This is a genomic window from Streptomyces malaysiense, from assembly GCF_000980885.2.
GTDB lineage: Bacteria > Actinomycetota > Actinomycetes > Streptomycetales > Streptomycetaceae > Streptomyces > Streptomyces malaysiense.
Map to the genome: position 1 here is coordinate 1 of NZ_LBDA02000097.1, position 21,864 is coordinate 21,864.

The following is a 21,864-nucleotide window of genomic DNA, read 5'->3' on the forward strand; positions in this document are numbered from 1 at the left end:
GGCCGCCCCCGCCTCCGCCGTCGTCCCCGCCCCCACCTCCCCCCGTCCCACCGTCAGCCGCACCGGCAGCACCGCGATGACCTCCCTCGAACGCTGACCGGGACGCGCCCCGGGCCACGGCTCACGCCCCTGCCCGCGCCCCCGGCCCCGCGGCCCCGGCCGGAAACCCGCCCCGAACCGGCGCACACACCTGTGGCGCCGCCCACACCCTCGGTGTGATGGTTTTCGCATACGGCCCCGCACGGGCAGCCCCTAGGGTTGCGCGGGAAACGGCAGGGCAGGGCGTGTCTTGACCACCATGACGTTCGTCGCCGCCAGGCAGCTGAAGGGATTCCAGGATGTTCCGTAAGGTGCTGGTCGCCAACCGCGGAGAGATCGCGATCCGCGCGTTCCGGGCGGGCTACGAACTCGGCGCGCGCACCGTCGCCGTGTTCCCCCACGAGGACCGCAACTCGCTCCACCGGCTCAAGGCCGACGAGGCCTACGAGATCGGGGAGCCGGGGCACCCGGTGCGCGCCTACCTCTCCGTCGAGGAGATCGTGTCCGCCGCCCGCCGGGCCGGGGCGGACGCCGTCTACCCCGGCTACGGCTTCCTGTCCGAGAACCCGGAGCTGGCCCGCGCCTGCGAGGAGGCGGGCATCACCTTCGTCGGCCCCGCCACGGCCACGCTGGAGCTGACCGGCAACAAGGCGCGCGCGGTCGCCGCCGCCCGCGCGGCCGGCGTACCGGTGCTCGGTTCCTCCCAGCCCTCCACCGACGTGGACGAACTGGTGCGGGCCGCCGAGGAGATCGGCTTCCCCGTGTTCGTGAAGGCGGTCGCGGGCGGCGGCGGTCGCGGCATGCGCCGGGTCGAGGACCCCGCCCAGCTGCGCGAGTCCATCGAGGCCGCCTCCCGGGAGGCGGCGTCCGCGTTCGGCGACCCGACCGTGTTCCTGGAGCGGGCCGTGGTCGACCCGCGCCACATCGAGGTACAGATCCTCGCCGACGGCGAGGGCGATGTCGTCCACCTCTTCGAGCGCGACTGCTCGCTCCAGCGCCGCCACCAGAAGGTCATCGAGCTGGCGCCCGCCCCGAACCTCGACCCCGGGCTGCGCGAGCGGATCTGCGCCGACGCCGTACGCTTCGCCCGCGAGATCGGCTACCGCAACGCGGGCACCGTGGAGTTCCTGCTCGACCGGGACGGCAACCACGTCTTCATCGAGATGAACCCGCGCATCCAGGTCGAGCACACCGTCACCGAGGAGGTCACGGACGTCGACCTGGTCCAGGCACAGCTGCGGATCGCCGCCGGCGAGACCCTCGCCGACCTCGGCCTCGCCCAGGAGACGATCACCCTGCACGGGGCCGCGCTGCAGTGCCGTATCACCACCGAGGACCCCGCCAACGGCTTCCGGCCGGACACCGGCAGGATCAGCGCCTACCGCTCGCCGGGCGGCTCCGGCATCCGGCTCGACGGCGGAACCACCCACGCCGGTACGGAGATCAGCGCCCACTTCGACTCCATGCTGGTCAAACTCACCTGCCGGGGGAGGGACTTCAAGGCCGCCATCGGCCGCGCCCGGCGTGCCGTCGCCGAGTTCCGCATCCGCGGAGTGTCCACCAACATCCCCTTCCTCCAGGCGGTGCTGGACGACCCGGACTTCCAGGCCGGGCGGATCACCACCTCGTTCATCGAGGAGCGCCCGCACCTGCTCACGGCCCGCTCCTCCGCGGACCGCGGCACCAAGCTGCTCACCTACCTCGCCGATGTGACCGTGAACAAGCCGCACGGCGAACGGCCCGACCTCCTCGACCCGTCGACCAAGCTGCCGGTGCCGGCCGCCGCCGAGCCGCCCGCCGGATCGCGGCAGCTCCTCGTGGAGCTCGGCCCCGAGGGCTTCGCCCGGCGGCTGCGCGAGTCGCCGACGATCGGTGTCACCGACACCACCTTCCGCGACGCCCACCAGTCGCTGCTCGCCACCCGGGTGCGCACCAAGGACCTGCTGGCCGTCGCCCCCGTCGTCGCCCGCACCCTGCCCGAACTGCTGTCCCTGGAGTGCTGGGGCGGCGCCACCTACGACGTCGCCCTGCGCTTCCTCGCCGAGGACCCCTGGGAGCGGCTGGCCGCCCTGCGCGAGGCCGTGCCCAACATCTGCCTCCAGATGCTGCTGCGCGGCCGCAACACCGTGGGCTACACGCCGTACCCGACGGAGGTCACCGACGCCTTCGTGCAGGAGGCCGCCGCCACCGGCATCGACATCTTCCGCATCTTCGACGCCCTCAACGACGTCGGCCAGATGCGCCCCGCCATCGAGGCCGTGCGCGAGACCGGCACGGCGGTCGCCGAGGTCGCCCTCTGCTACACCGGCGACCTGAGCGACCCCGCGGAGCGGCTCTACACCCTCGACTACTACCTGCGGCTCGCCGAGCAGATCGTCGACGCCGGCGCCCATGTCCTCGCCATCAAGGACATGGCCGGACTGCTGCGCGCCCCGGCCGCCGCCACCCTGGTCTCGGCGCTGCGCCGCGAGTTCGACCTGCCCGTGCACCTGCACACCCACGACACCGCGGGCGGCCAGCTCGCCACCTACCTCGCCGCGATCCAGGCGGGCGCGGACGCGGTGGACGGCGCGGTCGCCTCGATGGCCGGGACGACCTCCCAGCCGTCGCTGTCCGCGATCGTGGCCGCCACCGACCACTCCGAGCGGCCCACCGGCCTCGACCTCCAGGCGGTCGGCGACCTGGAGCCGTACTGGGAGGGCGTGCGCCGGATCTACGCTCCGTTCGAGGCGGGCCTCGCCGCGCCGACCGGACGCGTCTACCACCACGAGATCCCCGGCGGCCAGCTGTCCAACCTGCGCACCCAGGCGGTCGCCCTCGGCCTCGGTGACCGCTTCGAGGACATCGAGGCGATGTACGCCGCCGCCGACCGCATCCTCGGGCACCTGGTCAAGGTCACCCCGTCCTCGAAGGTGGTCGGCGACCTCGCCCTGCACCTGGTGGGCGCCGGGGTCTCCCCCAAGGACTTCGAACAGACCCCCGAGAGGTTCGACATCCCCGACTCGGTGATCGGCTTCCTGCGCGGGGAACTGGGCACGCCGCCCGGCGGCTGGCCGGAGCCGTTCCGCACCAAGGCGCTCCAGGGCCGCGCGGCGGCCAAGCCGGTCCCCGAGCTGTCCACCGAGGACCGCGAGGGCCTGGCCAAGGACCGCAGGGCCACCCTCAACCGGCTGCTGTTCCCGGCGCCCACCAGGGAGTTCGAGGGCCACCGGCAGTCGTACGGCGACACGAGCGTCCTGGACAGCAAGGCGTTCTTCTACGGTCTGCGTCCGGGCAAGGAGTACGCCGTCGACCTGGAGCCCGGTGTGCGGCTGCTGATCGAGCTCCAGGCGATCGGCGAGGCCGACGAGCGCGGTATGCGCACGGTGATGTCCACGCTCAACGGCCAGCTGCGGCCCATCCAGGTGCGTGACCGGGCGGCCGCCTCGGACGTGCCGGTGACGGAGAAGGCCGACCGCTCGAACCCGGGCCATGTGGCCGCGCCGTTCGCCGGTGTGGTGACGCTCTCCGTGGCCGAGGGCGACGAGGTGGCGGCCGGCGTCACCGTCGCCACCATCGAGGCGATGAAGATGGAGGCCTCCATCACGGCTCCGAAGGCGGGCCGGGTGTCCCGGCTGGCCATCAACCGGATCCAGCAGGTGGAGGGCGGCGACCTGCTGGTCGAGATCGGCTGAGCCCGCGCGGAAGCGGCTGTGTCCGCACCGGACACGGCCGCTTCCGCGTCATCGGGTCATCAGTCGCGCGGGCTCGCGGGGCCGTCCCAGAGCGGGTACGACATCACGTGCTGGAACCCCTGCGGCCGCGCGCCGGTGTAGGTCAGGGTCAGCTGCGTGAAGCGCTCGAAGGAGGGGTGCTTCTTCCACTGCGTGCCGCCGCTGAGCCGGATGACCACCGGGTAGGGGTGGAAGGTGCCGGCCGCGCAGTACGGCTGGCAGTCGTTCACCCAGTTCGTGCCCGTGCCCGTGGCGCCGCCGGACCCCCAGGAGGTCCAGTGGAGCCCCTTGAGGCGGCTGTTGCCGTCACCGCAGGCCAGGATGAAGTCCGTGGGGCGCACATTGCGGTGGGAGAAGCAGTCCACCAGCACCCGGTTCCCCGCCCCGCCCCGCGCCGTCGCGGCCGGCGACGCGGTCGTGGTCGGCGGACTGGCCGAAGCCGTCGTCGTCCCCGCCGCCAGCAGAGCCGCTGCCGCCAGGGTCACCGCCGTTCCCACCACTGATCCGCGCATGGCCGCTCCCACCGTTCGTGCCGTGTCCGAGCAGGTCACATCGACGCTACGGCCACCTGGCGCATTCCACCAGTCGCGCAGGTCGCACCGCGTGTCACCCGGACGGACCGGTTCCGGACAGGCCCGTGGCCGGGGACGCGGCCGGCGTGACGAACACCGGACGCGTCCCCGGCCACGGGGGGTGGGGGCGGGCTCAGCAGGCGCCCTCGTCCTGCCAGGGACCCCAGGTGGAGGCGCCGGGCACCTCGTTCTGGGTCCACCACTTGGCCTTCCAGTTGTGCTGCGCGTACGACACCTCGGACCCGCCCGTGTACGCGGTGGACGAGTTCCACGCGGGCTCGCAGGAGACCGGGGTCGGCGTCGGGGTGGGGGTCGGAGTGCCGGTCGGCGGGGTGACGCCCGCGAACTTCACCGAGTACTTCGCGAAGTCCCAGTCGCTCTGCGCCACGCTCGAACAAGTCCCGGACGTACGGCCCCCGTTGTCCGGCGGGCTGCACTGCCGGTCGCGGTTGAGTGCCCAGAAGGTGAACCGGTCCATGTGGTGGCTGGTCGCGTAGTCCAGCACGGTCTGGAAGTCGCTCTGGCTGAAGATCTCGCCGGTGTCGCTGCGGCCGTTCATGCCGGAGAAGCCCTCGTGGGCGTAGGCGGTGGCCTCGTCCCAGCCGAAGGTGGACCGGAGGATCGAGTTGAAATTGGTCAGCGCGGCGGTCTGGCTCGCCGCGCCGCTGAAGCCGCCGTCGAAGGGCATGATGGAGAAGTTGTTCGGGATGAACCCCTGCGACTTCGCCTCCAGGAGCATCTGCTTGCCGAACCAGCCGGTGCCGTCCACCGTGCCGGCCGTGGTCACGGAGACGTACAGACCCGGATTGTTCTGCTGGAGGATCCTGGCCGCGCCGATCTCGTTCTTGATGGCCGCGGTGTTCTCGTACTCCGGCTCCTCCAGGTCGAAGTCGATGGCGTGCAGGCCGTACTTGGTGATCACCTGCTGGTACGCCGCCGCCGTGGACGCCGCGTCCGCGCAGGCCTGGCCGAGCTTGGTGCCGCCGTAGCCGCCGATGGAGACGGACACGTCGCCGCCCTTGGCGCGGATGGTGGAGATCGTCGACTGTACGGCGGTGTCCGAGGAGACGGGGGCCGTACCACCCCAGGTGGGGGAGCAGCCACCGCCGTTGGGGGCGAGCACGAAGGCCAGCTGGAACGCCTTGAGACCGGTGGCGTCCATGATGGCGGCCGGGTCGGGCGGGTCGTTGTCCAGCGGCATCAGATAGGGGGCGGCCGCGTACCAGCGGTTGCCCAGGGCGTCCTGGCCGGTGGCGCCCGAGGCGTTGGCCGCGACCAGGCCGGTGGTGCCCGCGGCGGTCAGTACGACGGCGGCCGCCGCGCTCAGACAGGCGTGAAGACGTCTCACTGCGTGCCTCCAGAGGGTGGGGAGAACCCGGGTGGGGGAGGAGCCCCCACCCTCCGGGAGCTGTTGCGGCCACGTCAACAAGTTGGCCTAGACCAACTTGCTCTTTGGACTAGACCATGCGATTGCTTTACCTTTTGTCGACCAATCGCAGACCGAAGCCCCGGTCCAGCGGCAGGCTCGCCGTGGTGATCGTCGTGACGTGGGTCGCCGGGTCGAACGACCAGGCGGAGGCCGGAAGCCGGCGCCCGTCCACCAGCACTTGGGCGGGCGCGGAACCGCCGTGCACGGTGAACCGGTACGTCCGGTCCGTCACCTTGCCCGTGTACGCGCCCTTGCTCGCGCCGACGGAGACGCTCGTGCCGTGCGGGTCCCGGTGCACGGAGACCCGCTGGGTGGCGGCGGCGCCCTTGGCGAAGTCGCGGGTCACGCCGTCGTCCTCGTACAGCGTGTAGTGGCTGGTGCCGTGGGCCGACGGGTACAGGTCCCAGTCCAGCTCGTGCCGGTCCCGGGTCTGCCAACTCGTGGTGCCCTTCGGCCACATGGGGACCACCGCGCCCTCGCGCACGAACAGCGGAAGCGTGTCCAGCGGCGCGTGGTAGCCGTTGACCGTGGTCGGGCCCTGGTAGGTGCGGCCCGTCCAGTAGTCGGTCCAGGTGCCCTTGGGCAGGTAGATGCCGTCACGGGTGTCGGAGTCCTGGTAGACCGGCGCGACCAGGAAGTCGGGGCCGGACAGGAACTCGTACTTGGCGTTCGCGCCCAGGGTGCCCGGGTCGTCCGGGTACTCCAGCCACAGCGGACGCACCGCGCCCACACCGCTCTTCGCCGCGCCGGCGGAGAGGGTGTACATGTACGGCAGCAGCCGCTCCTTCAGCTGGAGGTACTTGCGGTTGATGGAGGTGTACGGCTCGCCGTCCAGCCACGGCTGCTGGTCGGCGGGCTTCTTGGTGGTCAGGTCGGTGGCCCAGCCGTCCATGGTCATGATGGACGGCAGGAACGCCTTCCACTGGAGGTCGCGGGCGTACATCTTGGCGTCGTGGCGGTAGATGCTGCCCACGTCGCCCGTGTCGTAGGCGATGCCGGACATCGTCGCCCCGGCGTAGGTCGGGATCTGCCAGCGGATGTAGTCCCAGGACAGCTGCTGGTCGCCGCTCCACAGCACCCCGCAGCGCTGGGCGCCCGCCCAGGAGACGGGCAGCCAGACGAAGCCGCGCGCGTCGCTGTTGTCCTCGATGCCCTTCTTCGCCGCGTCGCAGGCGTCCAGCGCGAACCGGTAGCCGTCGCCGACCCAGGCCACGTCCAGCTTGGCCACCCGCTGGCCCGCCTTGACCTGGTCGGCCAGCTTGTCGATGCCGTCCTGCGTCCACAGGCCGAGCTGGGCGTGGTGGTCCCGCAGGCCCTGGGCGGTCTGCTGGAGGTCCTCGTAGCCGCAGCCGTAGCCGTCGTTGACCAGCATCCAGCCCAGCGGCATCTGGTGCTCGGTGTAGCCGTCGGCGACCTTCAGCGCGTCCAGGGTGTGCCGCTCGCCCCGGTTGGCGTTGTGCAGATAGCAGTCGGAGTCGCCGGGCTCCAGGCCGTAGACCGGGGGCATGAACGGCTTGCCCACCAGCTTCGTGTACTTGCCGATGACCTGCTTGGCGTCGCCGAGGAAGTAGTAGGCGTCCAGGCGCCGTTCCTGCTGTCCGGTGGTGACCGGCGCGCCGAAGGTGTACACGCCCGGGGCGAAGGTGTTACGGAAGACGCCGTAGCCCGCGCTGGAGAGGTAGAACGGCTGGGAGTTGTTGTAGCCGCCCTCGTCCCAGTCGAAGCTGTTGGACACGTACATCGTCCGCCCGCGGTGCGAGAAGCCGCCGTTCTGCTCGCCGCCGCCGAAGAACTGCTCGTGGGCGCCGCGGTCGAGGCTCTGCCGCATCCCGCCGGTGGACCACCGCAGCGGTTTGTCCTCCTGCCAGATCCGGGTGCGGTCGTCCGCCTTGTACAGACCGAACCGCAGCGGCTTCTTGTACACGCGCAGCACGGCGCCGGAGGCGCGTACACCGTAGTAGTCGCCCGCGTCGAAGGACGAGGTGTGCCGGTCCGCGGCAGGCTCCGCTCGCACGATCTCGGTGCCGGCCGGGTCGCTCAGCGAGCCCGACGGGTCAGCCTGGAGCCGGAGTTGACCACCGGTCAGGAAATCGGCGCGCGCCACGAGCCCGCCGGCCCTGATCGTGTAGCTGCCGTCGCGCCCGGAGAAGGACGTCAGGTCACCGGCGTCCTCGGTCGCGGGCAGGTACGCCGTGCCGGTGAAGGAGTTGTCGTGCACGTCGTACGGCACGACCACCACGTGGTAGGTCCCCGACGCGCGCGGGATCACGGTGGCCTCGGGGTCGGCGGTGCCCGCGCTGGAGGCCACCTGGGCGCCGTGGTCGTCGTACACGTACAGGTCGAAGTCGTCGGTGGGGTGCTCCCATCTGACGGCCAGCGGGACGCCGCCCTCGGGGTTGTCGTCCCAGTAGCCGGCCGGCACCGAGACGGCCAGGTCGAAGCGGTCGCAGACCTCGTTGCCGGGGTCGGTGCCGGGGGCGGGGCAGTCCCCGGGGCCGCCGCCGGTGCCCTTGGCGTAGACGGGGCTCTGCCAGCTGACACTGCTGTGGGCGGGGTCCAGCACGGCGCCGGTGGCGGCGGCCGCGGCGGGCGCCGGGACGACCAGCGCGGTGCCGGCCAGGGCGGTCACCAGCCCCAGCGGCACCCAGGCCGGCCACGGCACCCGATGTCGGAGTCTTCGCACGGCGGAACAGCTCCCCTCGCGTCGGTGCGGAGTACATGAGCTTGCGTGGAAGTGCTTGAAGAAGTGCTCATTCAAGCAACTTCACGCACGAAGACTCGAAGGAGGCACAGGTTCATGTCAATACCGCGGGCTGATCCGGGACGCCTCCCGGGAGGGCGCGGGCGCACACGGCGACGGGCCGGACCCCGCCCCCCGGCGCGGTCCGGCCCGTGCGGCCGCGAGGTCTCAGCCGGCCTGTCCGCGCAGCACGATCTGGGTCTGCGTGGTCTGCCCGACCAGCCGGTCCCGGTCGTCGCGCAGATCCGTCTGCACCACGATCAGCGTGCCGCCGAGGTGCAGTGGCCGGGCCGTGGCGTGGACGTGCCCCGAGGTGAGGGCCCGGAGGAAGTTGGTCTTGGACTCGACCGTGGAGGTGCCGGCCGCCCCCTTTGGCAGGTTGAGGTAGGCGCACACCGCGCCCACGCTGTCCGCCAGCGCCATCAGCGCCCCGCCGTGCAGCGCGCCGCCGGCCGTGCACGCCTCGGGTGACCAGGCGAGTGAGCCCACGGTGCGCTCTGCGGTGGCCTCCCGCAGCTCGATGCCGAGACCGGCCGCGAACGGCATGGTGGCCAGCAGCTCGGCGGGCTCGAAGTGGGACGTCATGACGTACCGCCTTTCATGAGGGCCAGGATGATCAGGAAGTCTGCCAGCCGATGTCCTCCGCCGTGGCGGAACGGGGGGTCCACGAGCGTGCGGCCGCCCCCGCGTCGCCCTGCGCGCCCTTGACAGGGTCCGTCGGTTTCGCCAGTTTTGAGCAGCGGCGCACGGCGGGGAGCGAGCGTCCACGGCGCGGCTGGAAGGCGGGGGAGCCGAGTGGAGATCACCGTCCACGGAACCGGTGAGCTGACACCCGGTCAGCTCCGGTCCTGGCACGAGGCGATGGACGGGTCGCCCGAGTTCGCCAACCCCTTCCTCGCCCCGGAGTTCGCCCTCGCCGTCGGCCGGCACCGGGGCGGGGCCCGGGTGGCCGTGCTGCGCGAGGGCGGGCGTGACGTCGGCTTCCTGCCCTACGAGCGGCGGCCGTTCGGCGTCGGCCGGGCGATCGGACTCGGGCTCTCCGACTGCCAGGCCCTGGTGCACCGGCCCGGAGTCACCTGGGACTCCGGGGAGTTGCTGCGGACCTGCGGGCTGAGCAGCTTCGAGTTCGATCATCTCGTCGCCGGACAGCGGCCGTTCGCGCCCTACGTCACCGGAACCTTCGCCTCCCCCGTCATCGACGTGCGGCCGGGCGACGGCGACTACGCCGCATGGCTGCGCGGCACCTACCCCCGGCAGGCCAAGACGACCCTGAAGAAGGAGCGCCGCCTGGGCCGGGACGTCGGCGAGGTGCGCTTCGTGTTCGACGAGCGGGACCCCGAGGTGCTGCGCACCCTCATGCGCTGGAAGTCCGCGCAGTACCGCAGGACCGGCCGCATGGACCGGTTCGCCCGGCCCTGGATCGTCGCCCTGGTCGAGGAGCTGTTCCGCCTCCGCGCGCAGCACTGCGCGGGTGTGCTGTCCGTCCTCTACGCCGGGGACCGCCCGGTCGCCGCCCACTTCGGGCCCCGGTCGGGCACGGTCCTGGCGGCCTGGTTCACCGCGTACGACCCCGGACTGCACCGCTACTCACCGGGGCTGATGATGCATCTGCGGACCGCCGAGGCCGCCGCCCGGCACGGGGTCGGCACGGTGGATCTCGGGCGCGGCGACAAGGAGTACAAGGACTGGCTGAAGACCCGCGAACTCCGGGTCGGGGAAGGCTTCTTGACCCGGCCGCACCCGGTGGCCCTCGCCCATCGCCTGTGGCGAGGGCCCGCGCGCGGTCTGCGCAACACCGTGCTGGCCCACCCCCGGCTGCGTGAACCCGCCGACCGGCTGCTGCGGACGGCGGGCGCCCTGCGTACCCGAGGGCAGGGCCCGGCGGGGCCCTGAGCCGAAGGGGTCCACGAGGGGCCGCCGGATATTACTGACACGTACGCGTCAAAAGTTTGCCAAGTGGCCCCACGCGGCGCGTGTGTGTGATCAGGTCTCCTGCGTCGGCAGAGTCGAACGCCTCATTCCTGGAGGTCTGGTGTCCGAACCATCCCGCAGACGACGGTGGTTCACCGTCTGTGCGATCACCGCGTCGGCGGCGCTCGTGGCGATACCCCCGTCGTCGGCCGCCGGCCGCTCGGCGAGCCCCTTCGGCGTCCGCACCCTCGACCAGCTCGCCAAGGCGCGGACGCACTCGGTGGGCGCCATGACGCCGCACCTGTCGGGGGACGACGACGGCGGCAACGAGGCGGACGAGATCGCCGAGGGAGCGGACCAGTTCGCCGAGGCCCGCACCTCGCCCGGCGTCGTCGCTCCGGGCGCCTACGGCGCCGCCTGGGGAGACCTGGGCAAACTCAAGAAGACCGGCGGCAGTTGGCACAACATCACCGACCTGCCGTACAACTCGGACGACCCTCGCTACCGCGACTACGACTCCAACTCGAGCGGCGGCTCGGGCAATGTCACCGGCCGCATGGCCGCCGTCGCCGCTGACGACGACGGTTACGTGTACGCGGGCAGCGCGGGCGGCGGCGTCTGGCGCTCGCGCACCGGCGGCGGCAGGTGGCAGCCCATCAGCGACAAGCTGCCCTCCCAGTCCACCGGAGCCCTCGCCCTCGACCCGCGTGGCAGGCTGTGGCTGGGCACCGGCGAGGCCACCACCAACGCCGACGCCTACCTCGGCAGCGGCGTCTACGTCCTCGCCCACCCGCACCACGGCACATTCTCCCAGCGCACCCGGGTCGGCGGCGACGAGCTGGAGAGCACCAGCATCCACGAGCTGCGCTTCGCCGGCGACACGGTGTGGGCGGCCACCAGCGAGGGCGTGTGGAGCCACTCCACCAGGCATCTGAAGGGCCCCTGGAAGCTGGAGTTCGCGCCCAACCCGGACTATCTGCCGAACGGTCCGAAGGCCCACGACCCGGACGCGGCGTACAAGAACATCGCCAACGACATCGCCATCGACCCCAAGGACCCCTCCAAGGTGGTCCTCGCGATCGGCTGGCGCAGCGGCGACGACTACAACGGCTTCTACACCAGGAGCGACGGCGCCTGGAAGCGGATCACCGACGGACTCGGCGACCTCCCGGCCGACCCGGACGACGTCGGCAACGTGACCTTCGCCCGCTCCGCCGACGGCTCCCGCTACTACGCCATCGACCAGTCGCCGCAGCAGCTCGAAACCAACCCGGACAGCGGTCTGGAGGGCATCTACGTCTCCAAGTCCGGTTCGCCGACCGGCCCCTGGACGAAGATCGCCGACTACAAGGGCCTGGCCGCCGACAACTCGGCGCTGGACTCGGCGGGTTACATGCCCGGGGTGCAGGCCTGGTACAACCAGTTCCTCGCCGTCGACCCGAAGAACCCGGAGCACCTGTACGCCGGCCTGGAGGAGGTCTACGAGACCGAGGACGGCGGCAGCACCTGGTCCACCGTCGGCCCGTACTGGAACTTCACCTTCTCCTGCTGGAACATCGACCCCTCCAAGCAGACCGGTGACTGCAACCCGACCACCCACTCCGACCAGCACGGCGTCGCCATCGGTACCTACCACGGCAAGCCGTACGTGTACGTCGGCAACGACGGCGGCATCTACAAGCGTCCGGTGAACGGCTCCCAGGACGCCGACGGCCACGCCACCGACTGGACCTCGCTGAACGACGGCACCATCGACGCCCTTCAGTACTACTCGGTGGGCATCGGCAAGGACCTCGACAACGGGGGCGTCTCCGTCACCGGCGGTCTCCAGGACAACGGCCAGTCCATCCTGCGCGGCGACGACAAGGTGATGGGCTCCAACTTCGGCGGCGACGGCGGCGACACCCTCACCGATCCCGCCAACGGGTGCGACATCGCCCAGGAGTACGTCTACCTCGCCATCCAGGTCACCCAGAACTGCGCGGTGAACGACGGCGGCTGGGTCGACGATCCGAGCAAGATCACGTCGTACTCGGTCGCCCCGCCCGACAACGCCACCGACGAGGCCCGCTTCATCGCCCCGCTCGCAGCCGACCTCAAGGACGGCGACACCTGGGTCGCGGGTGGCCGCCACGTCTGGGTGCAGCACCACGGTTACGCCATCCGCAGCGGCTCCGAGTGGACCAGCGCCCACGACCTCGGCGCGGGCCGTACCGCCACCGCCGTCGCCGCCTCCGGGGGCAAGGTCTACGCCGCCTGGTGCGGCCCCTGCAACAACCAGGGCTTCGCCCGCGGCATCGCCGTCGGCAACGCGGACGGCACCGGCTGGCACGACATCAACCTGCCCGTGGACGGCACGGTGCCCAACCGCTACCTCAGCGGCTTCGCCATCGACCCGCACGACGCCGACCACGTCTATCTGACGGTCAACGGCTTCTCCCGGCAGTGGACCGAGGGCCCCGGCGCCGGCGTCGGCCACGTGTTCGAGTCCATGGACGGCGGTACCACCTGGAAGGACATCTCCGGCAATCTGCCGGACGTGCCCACCGACTCCGCGCTGGTGACCGCGAACGGCGGCCTCGCCGTCGGCACCGACCTCGGCGTCGTCTACCGGGCGCCGGGCAGCACCACCTGGAAGCGCGCCGGCGACCTGCCGGCCGTCGCCGTGCTCCAGCTGAAGACCAGCCCCGACGGCCGCACGCTGTACGCCGCCACGCACGGCCGGGGCATCTACACCCTCAAGGTCGGCAAGCTGCGCTGACCGGGGCCGGGGGAGGGGCGGCCCGGCCGCCCCTCCCGCGCGCTAGGCGGAGGGCCCCGCGACGCTCCGCAGCGACACCGCCGGGGACGGCGCCGCAGTGGGACAGGCCTGCGTGGTCCGCGTCCACCAGTCGGCGCCGTCCTCGACGTACCGCAGCAGGATGCCCTCGCGGATCGCCCACGGGCAGACCACGGCCCGGCGCAGCCCCATCAGCTTCAGGGCCGTGTGCCCGACCACGGCACCGGCCAGGCTCTGCGCGGCACGCGGCGCGGAGATGCCGGGCAACTGGGCCCGCTCGGCGGCGGGCAGCGCTGCCAGGGTGTGCGTCGCCTCGCGCAGGTCCCGGCGCCGCAGCGCGCGCGGCTCGAACGGGCCGAACCGTCCCGGCGCGGCCCCGCACAGCCGGGCCAGCTGCTGGAACGTACGGGAGCTGACCGCCGCGGTGCGCGGTGACTCCCACCGGATCCGCGCCGCCACGTCCCGCAGTTCGTGCCGGATCCGGCGGCGCAGTTCCTTCAGCTCGCCCGCCCCGGGCGGGTCCTGGACGTCCAGGTACTCACGGGTCAGCCGGTTCGCGCCCAGCGGGAGCGAGGCCGCGAAGTCGGGCAGCCGGCCCCGCCCGAAGGCCACCTCCAGCGAGCCCCCGCCGATGTCGAGCAGCGCGAGCGGGCCCGCCTTCCAGCCGAGCCAGCGGCGGGCCGCGAGGAACGTCAGCTCGGCCTCGGTCTCACCCGGCAGGGTGCACATCCGGATCCCGGTCCCGGCCGCCACCCGCTCCAGCACCTCCGCCCGGTTCGGCGCGCCCCGGACCACCGCGGTGGCGAACGCCAGCGGGCCCGCGGCCTTCCAGCGCAGCGCCGTCTCGCCCGCCTCGGCCACCGCCCCCACCAGCCGCTCCACCGCCTCCTCGGCGATCGTGCCGTCCGCGGCGACCTGCTCGGACAGGCGCAGCTTCCACTTGACGGTGTGCACCGGCAGCGGAACACCCCCCTCCACATCCGCGATCACCAGTCGGACCGTGTTCGAACCCGCGTCCACCACGCTCACCCGCATGGCCGGGTCCGTACCCACTCCGCCCGCCGGAACGCCTGCCCCCGAGGGGCGGTCGCGCGCACACCGCGCCCTCGAGGTCGGCGCCCGGGGGCACACGGGCACCCACCGGCGCGCGACGGCGGGGTGCCCGCTCCTGTCCGGATCCGGGCCCCACCCGGCACCCCCGGTCCATGGCTGTACTTGGATGGTCGTCACCACTGTCGGCATGGGGAGCGGCACATGACCGGTACGGCAGCGACCAGAGTCCTGGTGATCGGCGGCGGCATCGCGGGCAGCGCCGCCGCCCTGGGCCTGCGCCGCGCGGGCTTCGACGTGCGCGTGTACGAGGCGCACTCCGGCGCGGACCAGGACGTCGGCGCCTTCCTCACCCTGGCCAGCACCGGCATGCGCGCCCTGGCCCAGCTGGACGCCACCCGGGCCGTGACGGCCATCGGTTTTCCGCTGACTTCACTGCGCCTGCTGGACGCGGAGGGCACCGAACTGGCCCACGTGCCGCTCGGCGAGGTCGCCGAACCCGATCTGCGCTACCGCTGTCTGCGCCGGGGCGAGCTGAACTCGGCTCTCCAGCGGGAGGTCTCGGGCCGCGGCGTCCGCCTCGTCCACGGCGCCCGGCTGACCTCGGTGACGGACGGCCCGTACGGGGTCACCGCGCGCTTCGGCGACGGCACCACCGCCACCGGCGACCTGCTCATCGGAGCCGACGGCCTGAACTCCGCCGTCCGCCGCGCCCTCACGCCCGGCATCCGGCCCGTCCACGCGGGACAGCGGGTCTTCTACGGCCGCACGCCCGGCGCCCCGGGCGCGGTCGGCGACGGTGTCATCACCATGGTGCGCGGCAGCGAGAGCGCCTTCGGATACGCGACGGCGCCGACGGGGGAGGCGTACTGGTTCGCCCGCGTCGGCGGCGACCCGCTGCCCGAGCGGGGGCCGGGCGCGCGAAATGCCGTACCGCGCGCGGAACTGCTGCCCCTGCTGCGCAAGGACGCCACGCCCGCCGCCGCACTCGTCGCGGCCTGCCCGGACCCCGTGATGGCCACCAACGCCACCGAGATGCCGCTCGGCGCCCGCTGGCACACCGGCAGGGTGCTGCTCATCGGCGACGCGGCCCACGCGGCCTCCCCGGCCACCGGGCGGGGCGCGTCGACGGCGCTGGAGGACGCGGTCGTCCTCGCCAAGGCGCTGCGCGATCTGCCGGACGCCGCCAAGGCGTTCGAGGCGTACGAGCGGCACCGGCGCCCGCGTGCGGAGCACAACATCATCGTCAGCGGCGGCATCTCCCGCGGCACCCGTGAACCCGCCCGCCCCGCCGGACCGGACCACCGCCCCGATCACCTGGACGAGGAGCTGATCCGCCAACTCGACTGGCACACAGCGCTGTCCGAGAGAGCCTGACCGGACGGCCCGCGCGCGAAAGTGCAAGAGGCGGCGCACGGGAGTCCATTGCCGGGACACCGTCGGGGGCTGATCGTTCCGTGGGACCGGTCCTTCGGCATCACCTCCGGCAACGAGGAGCATCCGTGCGACTGTTGAGCAGAGCGGGCGGCGCCGTGGCCGCGGCCGTCGCCCTCGTCCTGGGCGGCGCCACCGCGTCCCCGGCGTCCCCCGCCCCCGCCTACACCGTGACCGTGGGCAGCCCGGTGCCCTTCCCGTACCCGACGGACACCCCCGCGAGCCCCTTCCTCGACCGGGACGGCACCTTCCACTACCAGCAGTCCGCCGCCCTGTACGGCGCGAGTGACCCGCGCAGCTGGGACTTCTACACCGGCACCGACTTCGACACCGCCGTCTTCGACAGCGCGCTGAGCACCGCGGTGAACCCCGCCGACCCCGCCGACCGCAACGACGACACCACCCGTCGGTGCGACGAGAGCCCCACCGGCCGCGAGGCGAGCTACCCGCCGGCCGGTTCCGGCTACTCGCAGAAGAACTACTGCGACCTGTCCGGGGTGTGGATCGACCCCGACACCGGCGACTGGTACGGCCTGGTCCACAACGAGTTCACCCCCCAACCCTTCGGCGACGGGCTGCACTTCGACGCCGTCGACTACGCGGTCTCCACCGACCGGGGCCGCACCTGGACCATCGAGGACCACGTCATCACGTCCCCGTTCAGCACCGTGCGCGGGGACACGGCCGCCTTCCCGAACCAGACGTACGACTACGGCGACGGCGACCAGCGCCTGTTCGTGGACACCGCCTCCGGCTACTTCTACGTCTATTACGGCTCCCGGATCGTGGACAAGAAGGGCGGCTGGAAGGCCTTCTACGAGCACGTCGCCCGCGCCCCGATCGCCGCGAAGATGGCCCCCGGCTCCTGGCGCAAGTGGTACGACGGCGCATGGTCGCAGCCCGGCACCGGCGGCAAGGAGAGCGACATCGTCCCCGTCGACGCCGACCACCCCACCGGCCGCGTCCCCGCCGCCGACGAGTACGACCCGGCCAGCACCGGCACCACGGCCGAGCAGATCGCGGCCGGCAAGACGCCCCCGACCTCCCCGCTGTTCGTGATGAACATCGCCTACGACGCCTACCTGGGGCTGTACATCGGCGAACCGCAGGCCGTCGACCAGAGCGGGAACTCGCCGCAGCACCTCTACGCCACCGACGACCTCGCCACCCAGAAGTGGCACCTGATCGGCGACACCGGCGACTACACGAACGCCTCCTGGTACCGCTGGTTCCTCGACGGCGCGAACCGCACCGGCTCCTCGATCGTCGGCAGGACCGTCCGCTCGTACTGCGCCTACGGCTGCGCGCACGGTGCCGACGGCGAGTACGTCGACCTCACCCTCGACCCCGCCACGCCCGCGGCCCCGCCGGTGGCCGCCGGGCACCGCTACCGGATCGCCGCGGGCACCGGCCGCGTCCTCGCCCAGAACCCCGGCGCCGCCACCACCGCGGCGGTCCGGCCCACCCCCACCGCCCGCGCCACCTGGACCTTCCGGCCCACCGGCGACGGCGCCTACACGGTGACCAACACCGCCACCGGCGCCCTGCTGGGCGTCGACTCCACCAGGACCCGGGACCGTGCCTGGGGCACCCGGCCGACCGCCACCCGGCGACGGGGGAAGAGCCCGGCCGTCGGACAGCAGTGGTTCCTGGTCCGGGACGCCTCCCCGGCCGGCACCTGTCACCTCGTCAACCGCTACAGCGGCCTCGTCCTCGGCCTGTCCGCCGATCCCGGCCGCGGCGCGGAGACGGTCCCGCTGCGCACCTGGACCGACACCGGTCGCGGCGCCGTCGGCCGCGGCCGCACCGCCGCCGAGCAGACCCTCACGCTCATTCCGGCGAGGGGCTGAACTCCCAGGTACCGCAGGCAGGTTGTGCATAGGCTGCCCGCATGAACACCACCGACGGGGAATCCGACGCCCGCCTGGCCGTGACCGCGGTCCGGGCGGGCGCCGTCGTCGTACGCGACCTGTACGGCGACCGGCTCGCGCGCTACGCAAAGGGCGCGGGCGACTTCGCCACCGAGGCGGACCTCGCCGCCGAGCGGGCCATCCTGGACGTGCTGCGCACCGCCCGCCCGGACGACGCGGTCACCGGCGAGGAGAGCGGCAGCGGCGGCGCCGCCGGGGCCCGGCGCCGCTGGCTGGTCGACCCGCTGTGCGGCACCCTCAACTACGCGGTGCGGAACATGCTCGTCGGCGTCAACGTCGCGCTGCGGGTGGACGGCGAGACCACGGCGGCGGCCACCGCCGACCCGTTCACCGGCGAGGTGTTCTGGACCGACGGCACCCGGGCCCGGCTGAGCACCGGCGACGGGGACGAGGGGCTGACCCCGTCCGCCGCCTCCGCGCTGGTGGACGTCAACCTCGACCCGCCCTTCCCCAACGCCCCGGGTTTCCGGGCCCCGCTGCTGCTCGCCGACCCCGACTTCACCGAGTGTTATCGGCCCCGGGTGATCTCCAGCACCCTCGCCCTCGCCTGGGTCGCCGCGGGGCGCCGCGCCGCCTATGTCACCGACGGCCACCTCGTCGACAGCGTGCACTTCGCCGCCGGCATCGCCCTGTGCGAGGCCGCGGGCTGCACGGTCACCGGCCTGTACGGCGAGCCGCCGTTCACCGGCCGGGGCGGACTGGTCGCCGCCGCCGACCCCGGCACCCATGCCGCACTCCTCGCGATGGTTCGACGGCAGGCGCGAAAAGGGGCTTGACGTGACGCCCTGAGCGGCACGCGCCGAAAGGTCCGGCCCCGAAGGCTTGTGCGGCATCCGTCTCGCCACTTAAATCAAAACGTGAACTAAGTAGTGAGCGATCGATGTTCACCCACCGGTCTTCAGGGAGCCGCACATGAGATTCCGATCCGCGGGTGTCGCGCTGGCCGCCATGGCCGCGCTGATCACCCTGCCACTCGGCGCCGGCCGCGCCGCGGCGGCCGAGACCCCCCTGTCCCAGGGGAGGACGGCTACCGCCTCCTCCGAGGAGAACTACGGCACCACCGCGGCCGACGCCGTCGACGGCGACACGGGAACCCGCTGGTCCTCCGCCGCCACCGACGACCAGTGGCTCCAGGCCGACCTGGGCGCCACCGCCTCCGTCACCCGCGTCGTCCTCGACTGGGAGGCCGCGTACGCGAAGGACTACAAGGTCCAGATATCCGAGGACGCCGTCAACTGGACCGATCTGAAATCGGTCACCGGATCGGACGGCGGGACCGACACCCTCGACGTCTCGGGCCAGGGCCGCTACGTCCGGATGCTCGGCGTGCACCGCGCCACCCCATGGGGCTACTCCCTGTGGGAGTTCCAGGTCTACGGCAGCACGGACACCGCACAGCCCGGCTGCGGCCCGGCCGACGCCGCCCAGGGCAGGCCCGCCACCGCCTCCTCCACCGAGAACGCCGGCACCCCCGCCTCCGCCGCCTTCGACGGCGACACCGGCACCCGCTGGTCCAGCCAGGCGTCCGACCCGCAGTGGGTCCAGGTCGACCTCGGCTCGGTGCAGGACCTGTGCAAGGTGGACCTGAGCTGGGAGACCGCCTACGGCAAGGACTTCCAGATCCAGACCTCCACCGACGGCCGGAACTGGAGCACCCTCAAGAGCGTCACCGGCGCCACCGGCGGCACCGCGTCCTACGACGTCAGCGGCTCCGGCCGGTACGTACGCGTCTACGGCACCGCCCGCGGCACCGGCTACGGCTACTCCCTGTGGGAGGTCGCCGTGCACACCGGCACCACCGGCACGCCGCCCGTGCAGGGCGGCGGCGACCTCGGGCCGAACGTCATCGTCGTCGACCCCTCCACGCCGAACCTCCAGCAGAAGTTCGACGACGTCTTCGACCGGCAGGAATCCGCCCAGTTCGGCACCGGCCGCTACCAGTTCCTGCTCAAGCCCGGCACCTACGACGGCATCAACGCCCAGATCGGCTTCTACACCTCGGTCTCCGGACTCGGCCGCAACCCCGACGACACCCGGATCAACGGCGACGTCACCGTGGACGCGGGCTGGTTCAACGGCAACGCCACCCAGAACTTCTGGCGTTCGGCCGAGAACCTCGCCATCAAGCCCTCAGGCGGGGACGACCGCTGGGCCGTCGCCCAGGCCGCGCCCTTCCGCCGCATCCACGTCGAGGGCGGCCTCGACCTCGCCCCGAACGGCTACGGCTGGGCCTCCGGCGGCTACATCGCCGACTCGAAGATCGACGGCACGGTCGGCCCTTACTCCCAGCAGCAGTGGTACACCCGCGACAGCTCGGTCGGCGGCTGGACCAACGGTGTGTGGAACATGGCCTTCTCCGGTGTCCAGGGCGCGCCCGCCACCGACTTCGACAGCGGCCCGTACACCACCCTGGACCGCACGCCCGTCTCCCGCGAGAAGCCGTTCCTCTACCTGGACGGCTCCACGTACAAGGTGTTCGTCCCCGCCGAACGCACCGACGCCCGCGGTGTCTCCTGGCCGGACACACCCGGCACCTCCCTCCCGCTCGACCAGTTCTACGTCGTCAAGCCGGGCGCGACCGCGGCCACCATCGACGCGGCCCTCGCCCAGGGCCTCAACCTCCTGTTCACCCCGGGCGTCTACCACCTCGACAGGACCATCGACGTGAACCGCCCGAACACCGTCGTCCTCGGGCTCGGGCTCGCCACCCTGGTCCCGGACAACGGCGTCGACGCCATGCACGTCGCCGACGTCGACGGGGTCAGGCTGGCCGGACTCCTGATCGACGCCGGATCCGTCAACTCCGACACCCTCCTGCGCATCGGCGCCCCCGGTCCGAGCGCCGACCACTCCGCGAACCCCACCACCGTGCAGGACGTGTTCTTCCGGATCGGGGGCGCCGGACCCGGCCTCGCCACCAACTCGCTGGTGGTCGACAGCGACGACACGATCATCGACCACACCTGGATCTGGCGCGCCGACCACGGCAGCGGCGTCGGCTGGACCACCAACCGCGCGGACTACGGCCTGCGGGTCAACGGCGACGACGTCCTCGCCACCGGCCTGTTCGTCGAACACTTCAACAAGTACGACGTCTACTGGAGCGGAGAACGCGGCCGGACCATCTTCTTCCAGAACGAGAAGGCGTACGACGCCCCGAACGCCGCAGCCGTCACCCACGACGGCATCACCGGCTACGCGGCCTACAAGGTCGACGACTCGGTCACCACGCACGAGGCATGGGGCTTGGGCAGCTACTGCAACTACACCGCCGACCCCACGATCGTGCAGGCCCACGGCTTCCAGGTGCCGACGGGACCCGGCATCAAGCTGCACGACCTCCTGGTGATCTCCCTCGGCGGCAACGGCCAGTACGCCCACGTCGTCGACGACACCGGAGCGGCCACCTCGGGAACCAGCACCGTCCCCTCCAAGGTGACGTCCTTCCCGTGACCCGCCCCACCCCGGGAGCGGACCGGTCTCACCGGTCCGCTCCCGGGCTCCCGCGAACCAGACGTACCCTGCCGGACTGCGCCGACCCGGGGCACCCCCTAGGGTGTCGTACACGGGCGGCCGGCCGCCGCCCCGCCCCGGGTCAAGGCAGCGGCCCCGCCGAAGGAGTCCCCGGCGAGGAGACCTGACCCAGCCCGAGCGGTCCCCGGGACCGGACCAGCGCGTCCGGCGGGCCAGCTGCCCCGGCAACTCTACGGGAGACGGCCCGACTTCACCCCGGCCGGGAGATCCCCCGATTCCCGGTTCCGGACGCCCCGGCCCGGGGACCTCGGCGGACGGTCCGCTCGACCCGCCGCCGCATGTCCGGCCGGAACCACTCGGCCCACCGCGCCCCGCCGTCCCGGGCCCGACCCCCACGACCTGTGGTCGGCCGCGGGCGGTTCCCCCCGAAGGGGGCCACCCCGTCGGCGTACCCGGAGAGGCGGACCCCCTCCCGGCCGGGTGTGATGGTGCTGTCCCTCAGTCAACCAGTGAGGCAGTTTCATGCGCATTCGCAGCATCGCCACAACGGCCGTACTCGCAGGTGTCTTTGCGCTGGGCGGCACCGCCGGCGCCTTCGCGGCCGACCCCGACCCGACGACCGGCGTGGCCATGGACAGCCCGGGTGTCCTGTCCGGGGACGTCGTCCAGGTCCCGATCGACATTCCCGTCAACCTCTGCGGTGACTCCGTCGACATCATCGGACTGCTGAACCCGGCCGCCGGCAACACCTGCGTCAACCAGTGACGGCACGCCCGTGCGCCGGCCCTGTCC

At 72.4% G+C, this 21,864-nt stretch carries 13 protein-coding genes; 8 read left to right on the plus strand and 5 right to left on the minus strand.

Translation table 11 applies throughout. The annotated features are described in order from the left end of the window. Nucleotides 1-338: 338 nt before the first annotated feature. Nucleotides 339-3,713, plus strand: coding sequence for a pyruvate carboxylase (locus VT52_RS31885; protein ID WP_046428133.1), 3,375 nt, complete (start codon nucleotides 339-341; stop codon nucleotides 3,711-3,713). Nucleotides 3,714-3,772: 59 nt separating this feature from the next. Here the strand turns inward: VT52_RS31885 and VT52_RS31890 are convergent, their stop codons facing one another. From VT52_RS31890 to VT52_RS31905, 4 genes are all read right to left on the minus strand, one after another. Then, nucleotides 3,773-4,264: a hypothetical protein gene (locus VT52_RS31890; protein WP_046428131.1), complete on the minus strand. Its 492-nt coding sequence runs from the start codon at nucleotides 4,262-4,264 to the stop codon at nucleotides 3,773-3,775. A gap of 193 nt (nucleotides 4,265-4,457) precedes the next feature. Beyond that, on the minus strand, nucleotides 4,458-5,672 hold the full coding sequence (locus VT52_RS31895) for a carbohydrate-binding protein (protein ID WP_079175412.1): 1,215 nt from the start codon (nucleotides 5,670-5,672) through the stop codon (nucleotides 4,458-4,460). A gap of 127 nt (nucleotides 5,673-5,799) precedes the next feature. Further along, entirely contained in the window at nucleotides 5,800-7,971 is a 2,172-nt protein-coding gene (locus VT52_RS31900; RefSeq protein WP_420856320.1) for a glycoside hydrolase family 31 protein, read from the minus strand. Nucleotides 7,972-8,661: 690 nt separating this feature from the next. Next, a complete protein-coding gene (locus VT52_RS31905) occupies nucleotides 8,662-9,078 on the minus strand; it encodes a PaaI family thioesterase (protein WP_046428128.1) in 417 nt (138 codons plus the stop codon). Between the two features lie 210 nt (nucleotides 9,079-9,288). Here VT52_RS31905 and VT52_RS31910 point away from each other — a divergent pair, with 210 nt between their 5' ends. Both VT52_RS31910 and VT52_RS31915 read left to right on the plus strand, forming a co-directional pair. Beyond that, nucleotides 9,289-10,386 carry a GNAT family N-acetyltransferase gene (locus VT52_RS31910; protein WP_046428127.1) on the plus strand — a complete coding sequence of 366 codons (1,098 nt, stop codon included), beginning with the start codon at nucleotides 9,289-9,291 and terminating at the stop codon, nucleotides 10,384-10,386. Nucleotides 10,387-10,525: 139 nt separating this feature from the next. Then, complete coding sequence (locus VT52_RS31915) at nucleotides 10,526-13,165, plus strand: beta propeller repeat protein (protein ID WP_046428124.1); 2,640 nt, start codon at nucleotides 10,526-10,528, stop codon at nucleotides 13,163-13,165. A gap of 42 nt (nucleotides 13,166-13,207) precedes the next feature. On the opposite strand, the gene VT52_RS31920 is transcribed toward VT52_RS31915, so the two are convergent. After that, the gene (locus VT52_RS31920; protein ID WP_046428120.1) at nucleotides 13,208-14,218 is read right to left on the minus strand and encodes a Ppx/GppA family phosphatase; all 1,011 of its coding nucleotides are present in this window, start codon (nucleotides 14,216-14,218) and stop codon (nucleotides 13,208-13,210) included. Between the two features lie 219 nt (nucleotides 14,219-14,437). Here VT52_RS31920 and VT52_RS31925 point away from each other — a divergent pair, with 219 nt between their 5' ends. The 5 genes from VT52_RS31925 to VT52_RS31945 all read left to right on the plus strand — a co-directional run bounded on the left by VT52_RS31925 (nucleotide 14,438) and on the right by VT52_RS31945 (nucleotide 21,837). Continuing rightward, nucleotides 14,438-15,610: an FAD-dependent oxidoreductase gene (locus VT52_RS31925; protein WP_046428117.1), complete on the plus strand. Its 1,173-nt coding sequence runs from the start codon at nucleotides 14,438-14,440 to the stop codon at nucleotides 15,608-15,610. A gap of 125 nt (nucleotides 15,611-15,735) precedes the next feature. Continuing rightward, a complete protein-coding gene (locus VT52_RS31930; RefSeq protein ID WP_079175413.1) occupies nucleotides 15,736-17,517 on the plus strand; it encodes an RICIN domain-containing protein in 1,782 nt (593 codons plus the stop codon). Between the two features lie 41 nt (nucleotides 17,518-17,558). Then, nucleotides 17,559-18,374, plus strand: a complete 816-nt coding sequence (locus tag VT52_RS31935; protein ID WP_046428115.1) for an inositol monophosphatase family protein — start codon at nucleotides 17,559-17,561, stop codon at nucleotides 18,372-18,374. A gap of 136 nt (nucleotides 18,375-18,510) precedes the next feature. Then, nucleotides 18,511-21,051 (plus strand): discoidin domain-containing protein, encoded by a 2,541-nt coding sequence (locus VT52_RS31940; protein WP_046428112.1) that lies wholly within the window; start codon nucleotides 18,511-18,513, stop codon nucleotides 21,049-21,051. A 549-nt stretch (nucleotides 21,052-21,600) separates the two neighbouring features. Further along, on the plus strand, nucleotides 21,601-21,837 hold the full coding sequence (locus VT52_RS31945; protein ID WP_420856321.1) for a chaplin family protein: 237 nt from the start codon (nucleotides 21,601-21,603) through the stop codon (nucleotides 21,835-21,837). The last annotated feature ends 27 nt before the right edge of the window (nucleotides 21,838-21,864 follow it).

Coding starts and splice junctions, on each gene's coding strand:
- VT52_RS31885 (WP_046428133.1), top strand. CDS start 339: ATGTTCCGTAAGGTGCTGGTCGCCAACCGCGGAGAGATCGCGATCCGC.
- VT52_RS31890 (WP_046428131.1), bottom strand. CDS start 4,264: ATGCGCGGATCAGTGGTGGGAACGGCGGTGACCCTGGCGGCAGCGGCT.
- VT52_RS31905 (WP_046428128.1), bottom strand. CDS start 9,078: ATGACGTCCCACTTCGAGCCCGCCGAGCTGCTGGCCACCATGCCGTTC.
- VT52_RS31920 (WP_046428120.1), bottom strand. CDS start 14,218: ATGCGGGTGAGCGTGGTGGACGCGGGTTCGAACACGGTCCGACTGGTG.
- VT52_RS31925 (WP_046428117.1), top strand. CDS start 14,438: ATGACCGGTACGGCAGCGACCAGAGTCCTGGTGATCGGCGGCGGCATC.
- VT52_RS31935 (WP_046428115.1), top strand. CDS start 17,559: ATGAACACCACCGACGGGGAATCCGACGCCCGCCTGGCCGTGACCGCG.
- VT52_RS31940 (WP_046428112.1), top strand. CDS start 18,511: ATGAGATTCCGATCCGCGGGTGTCGCGCTGGCCGCCATGGCCGCGCTG.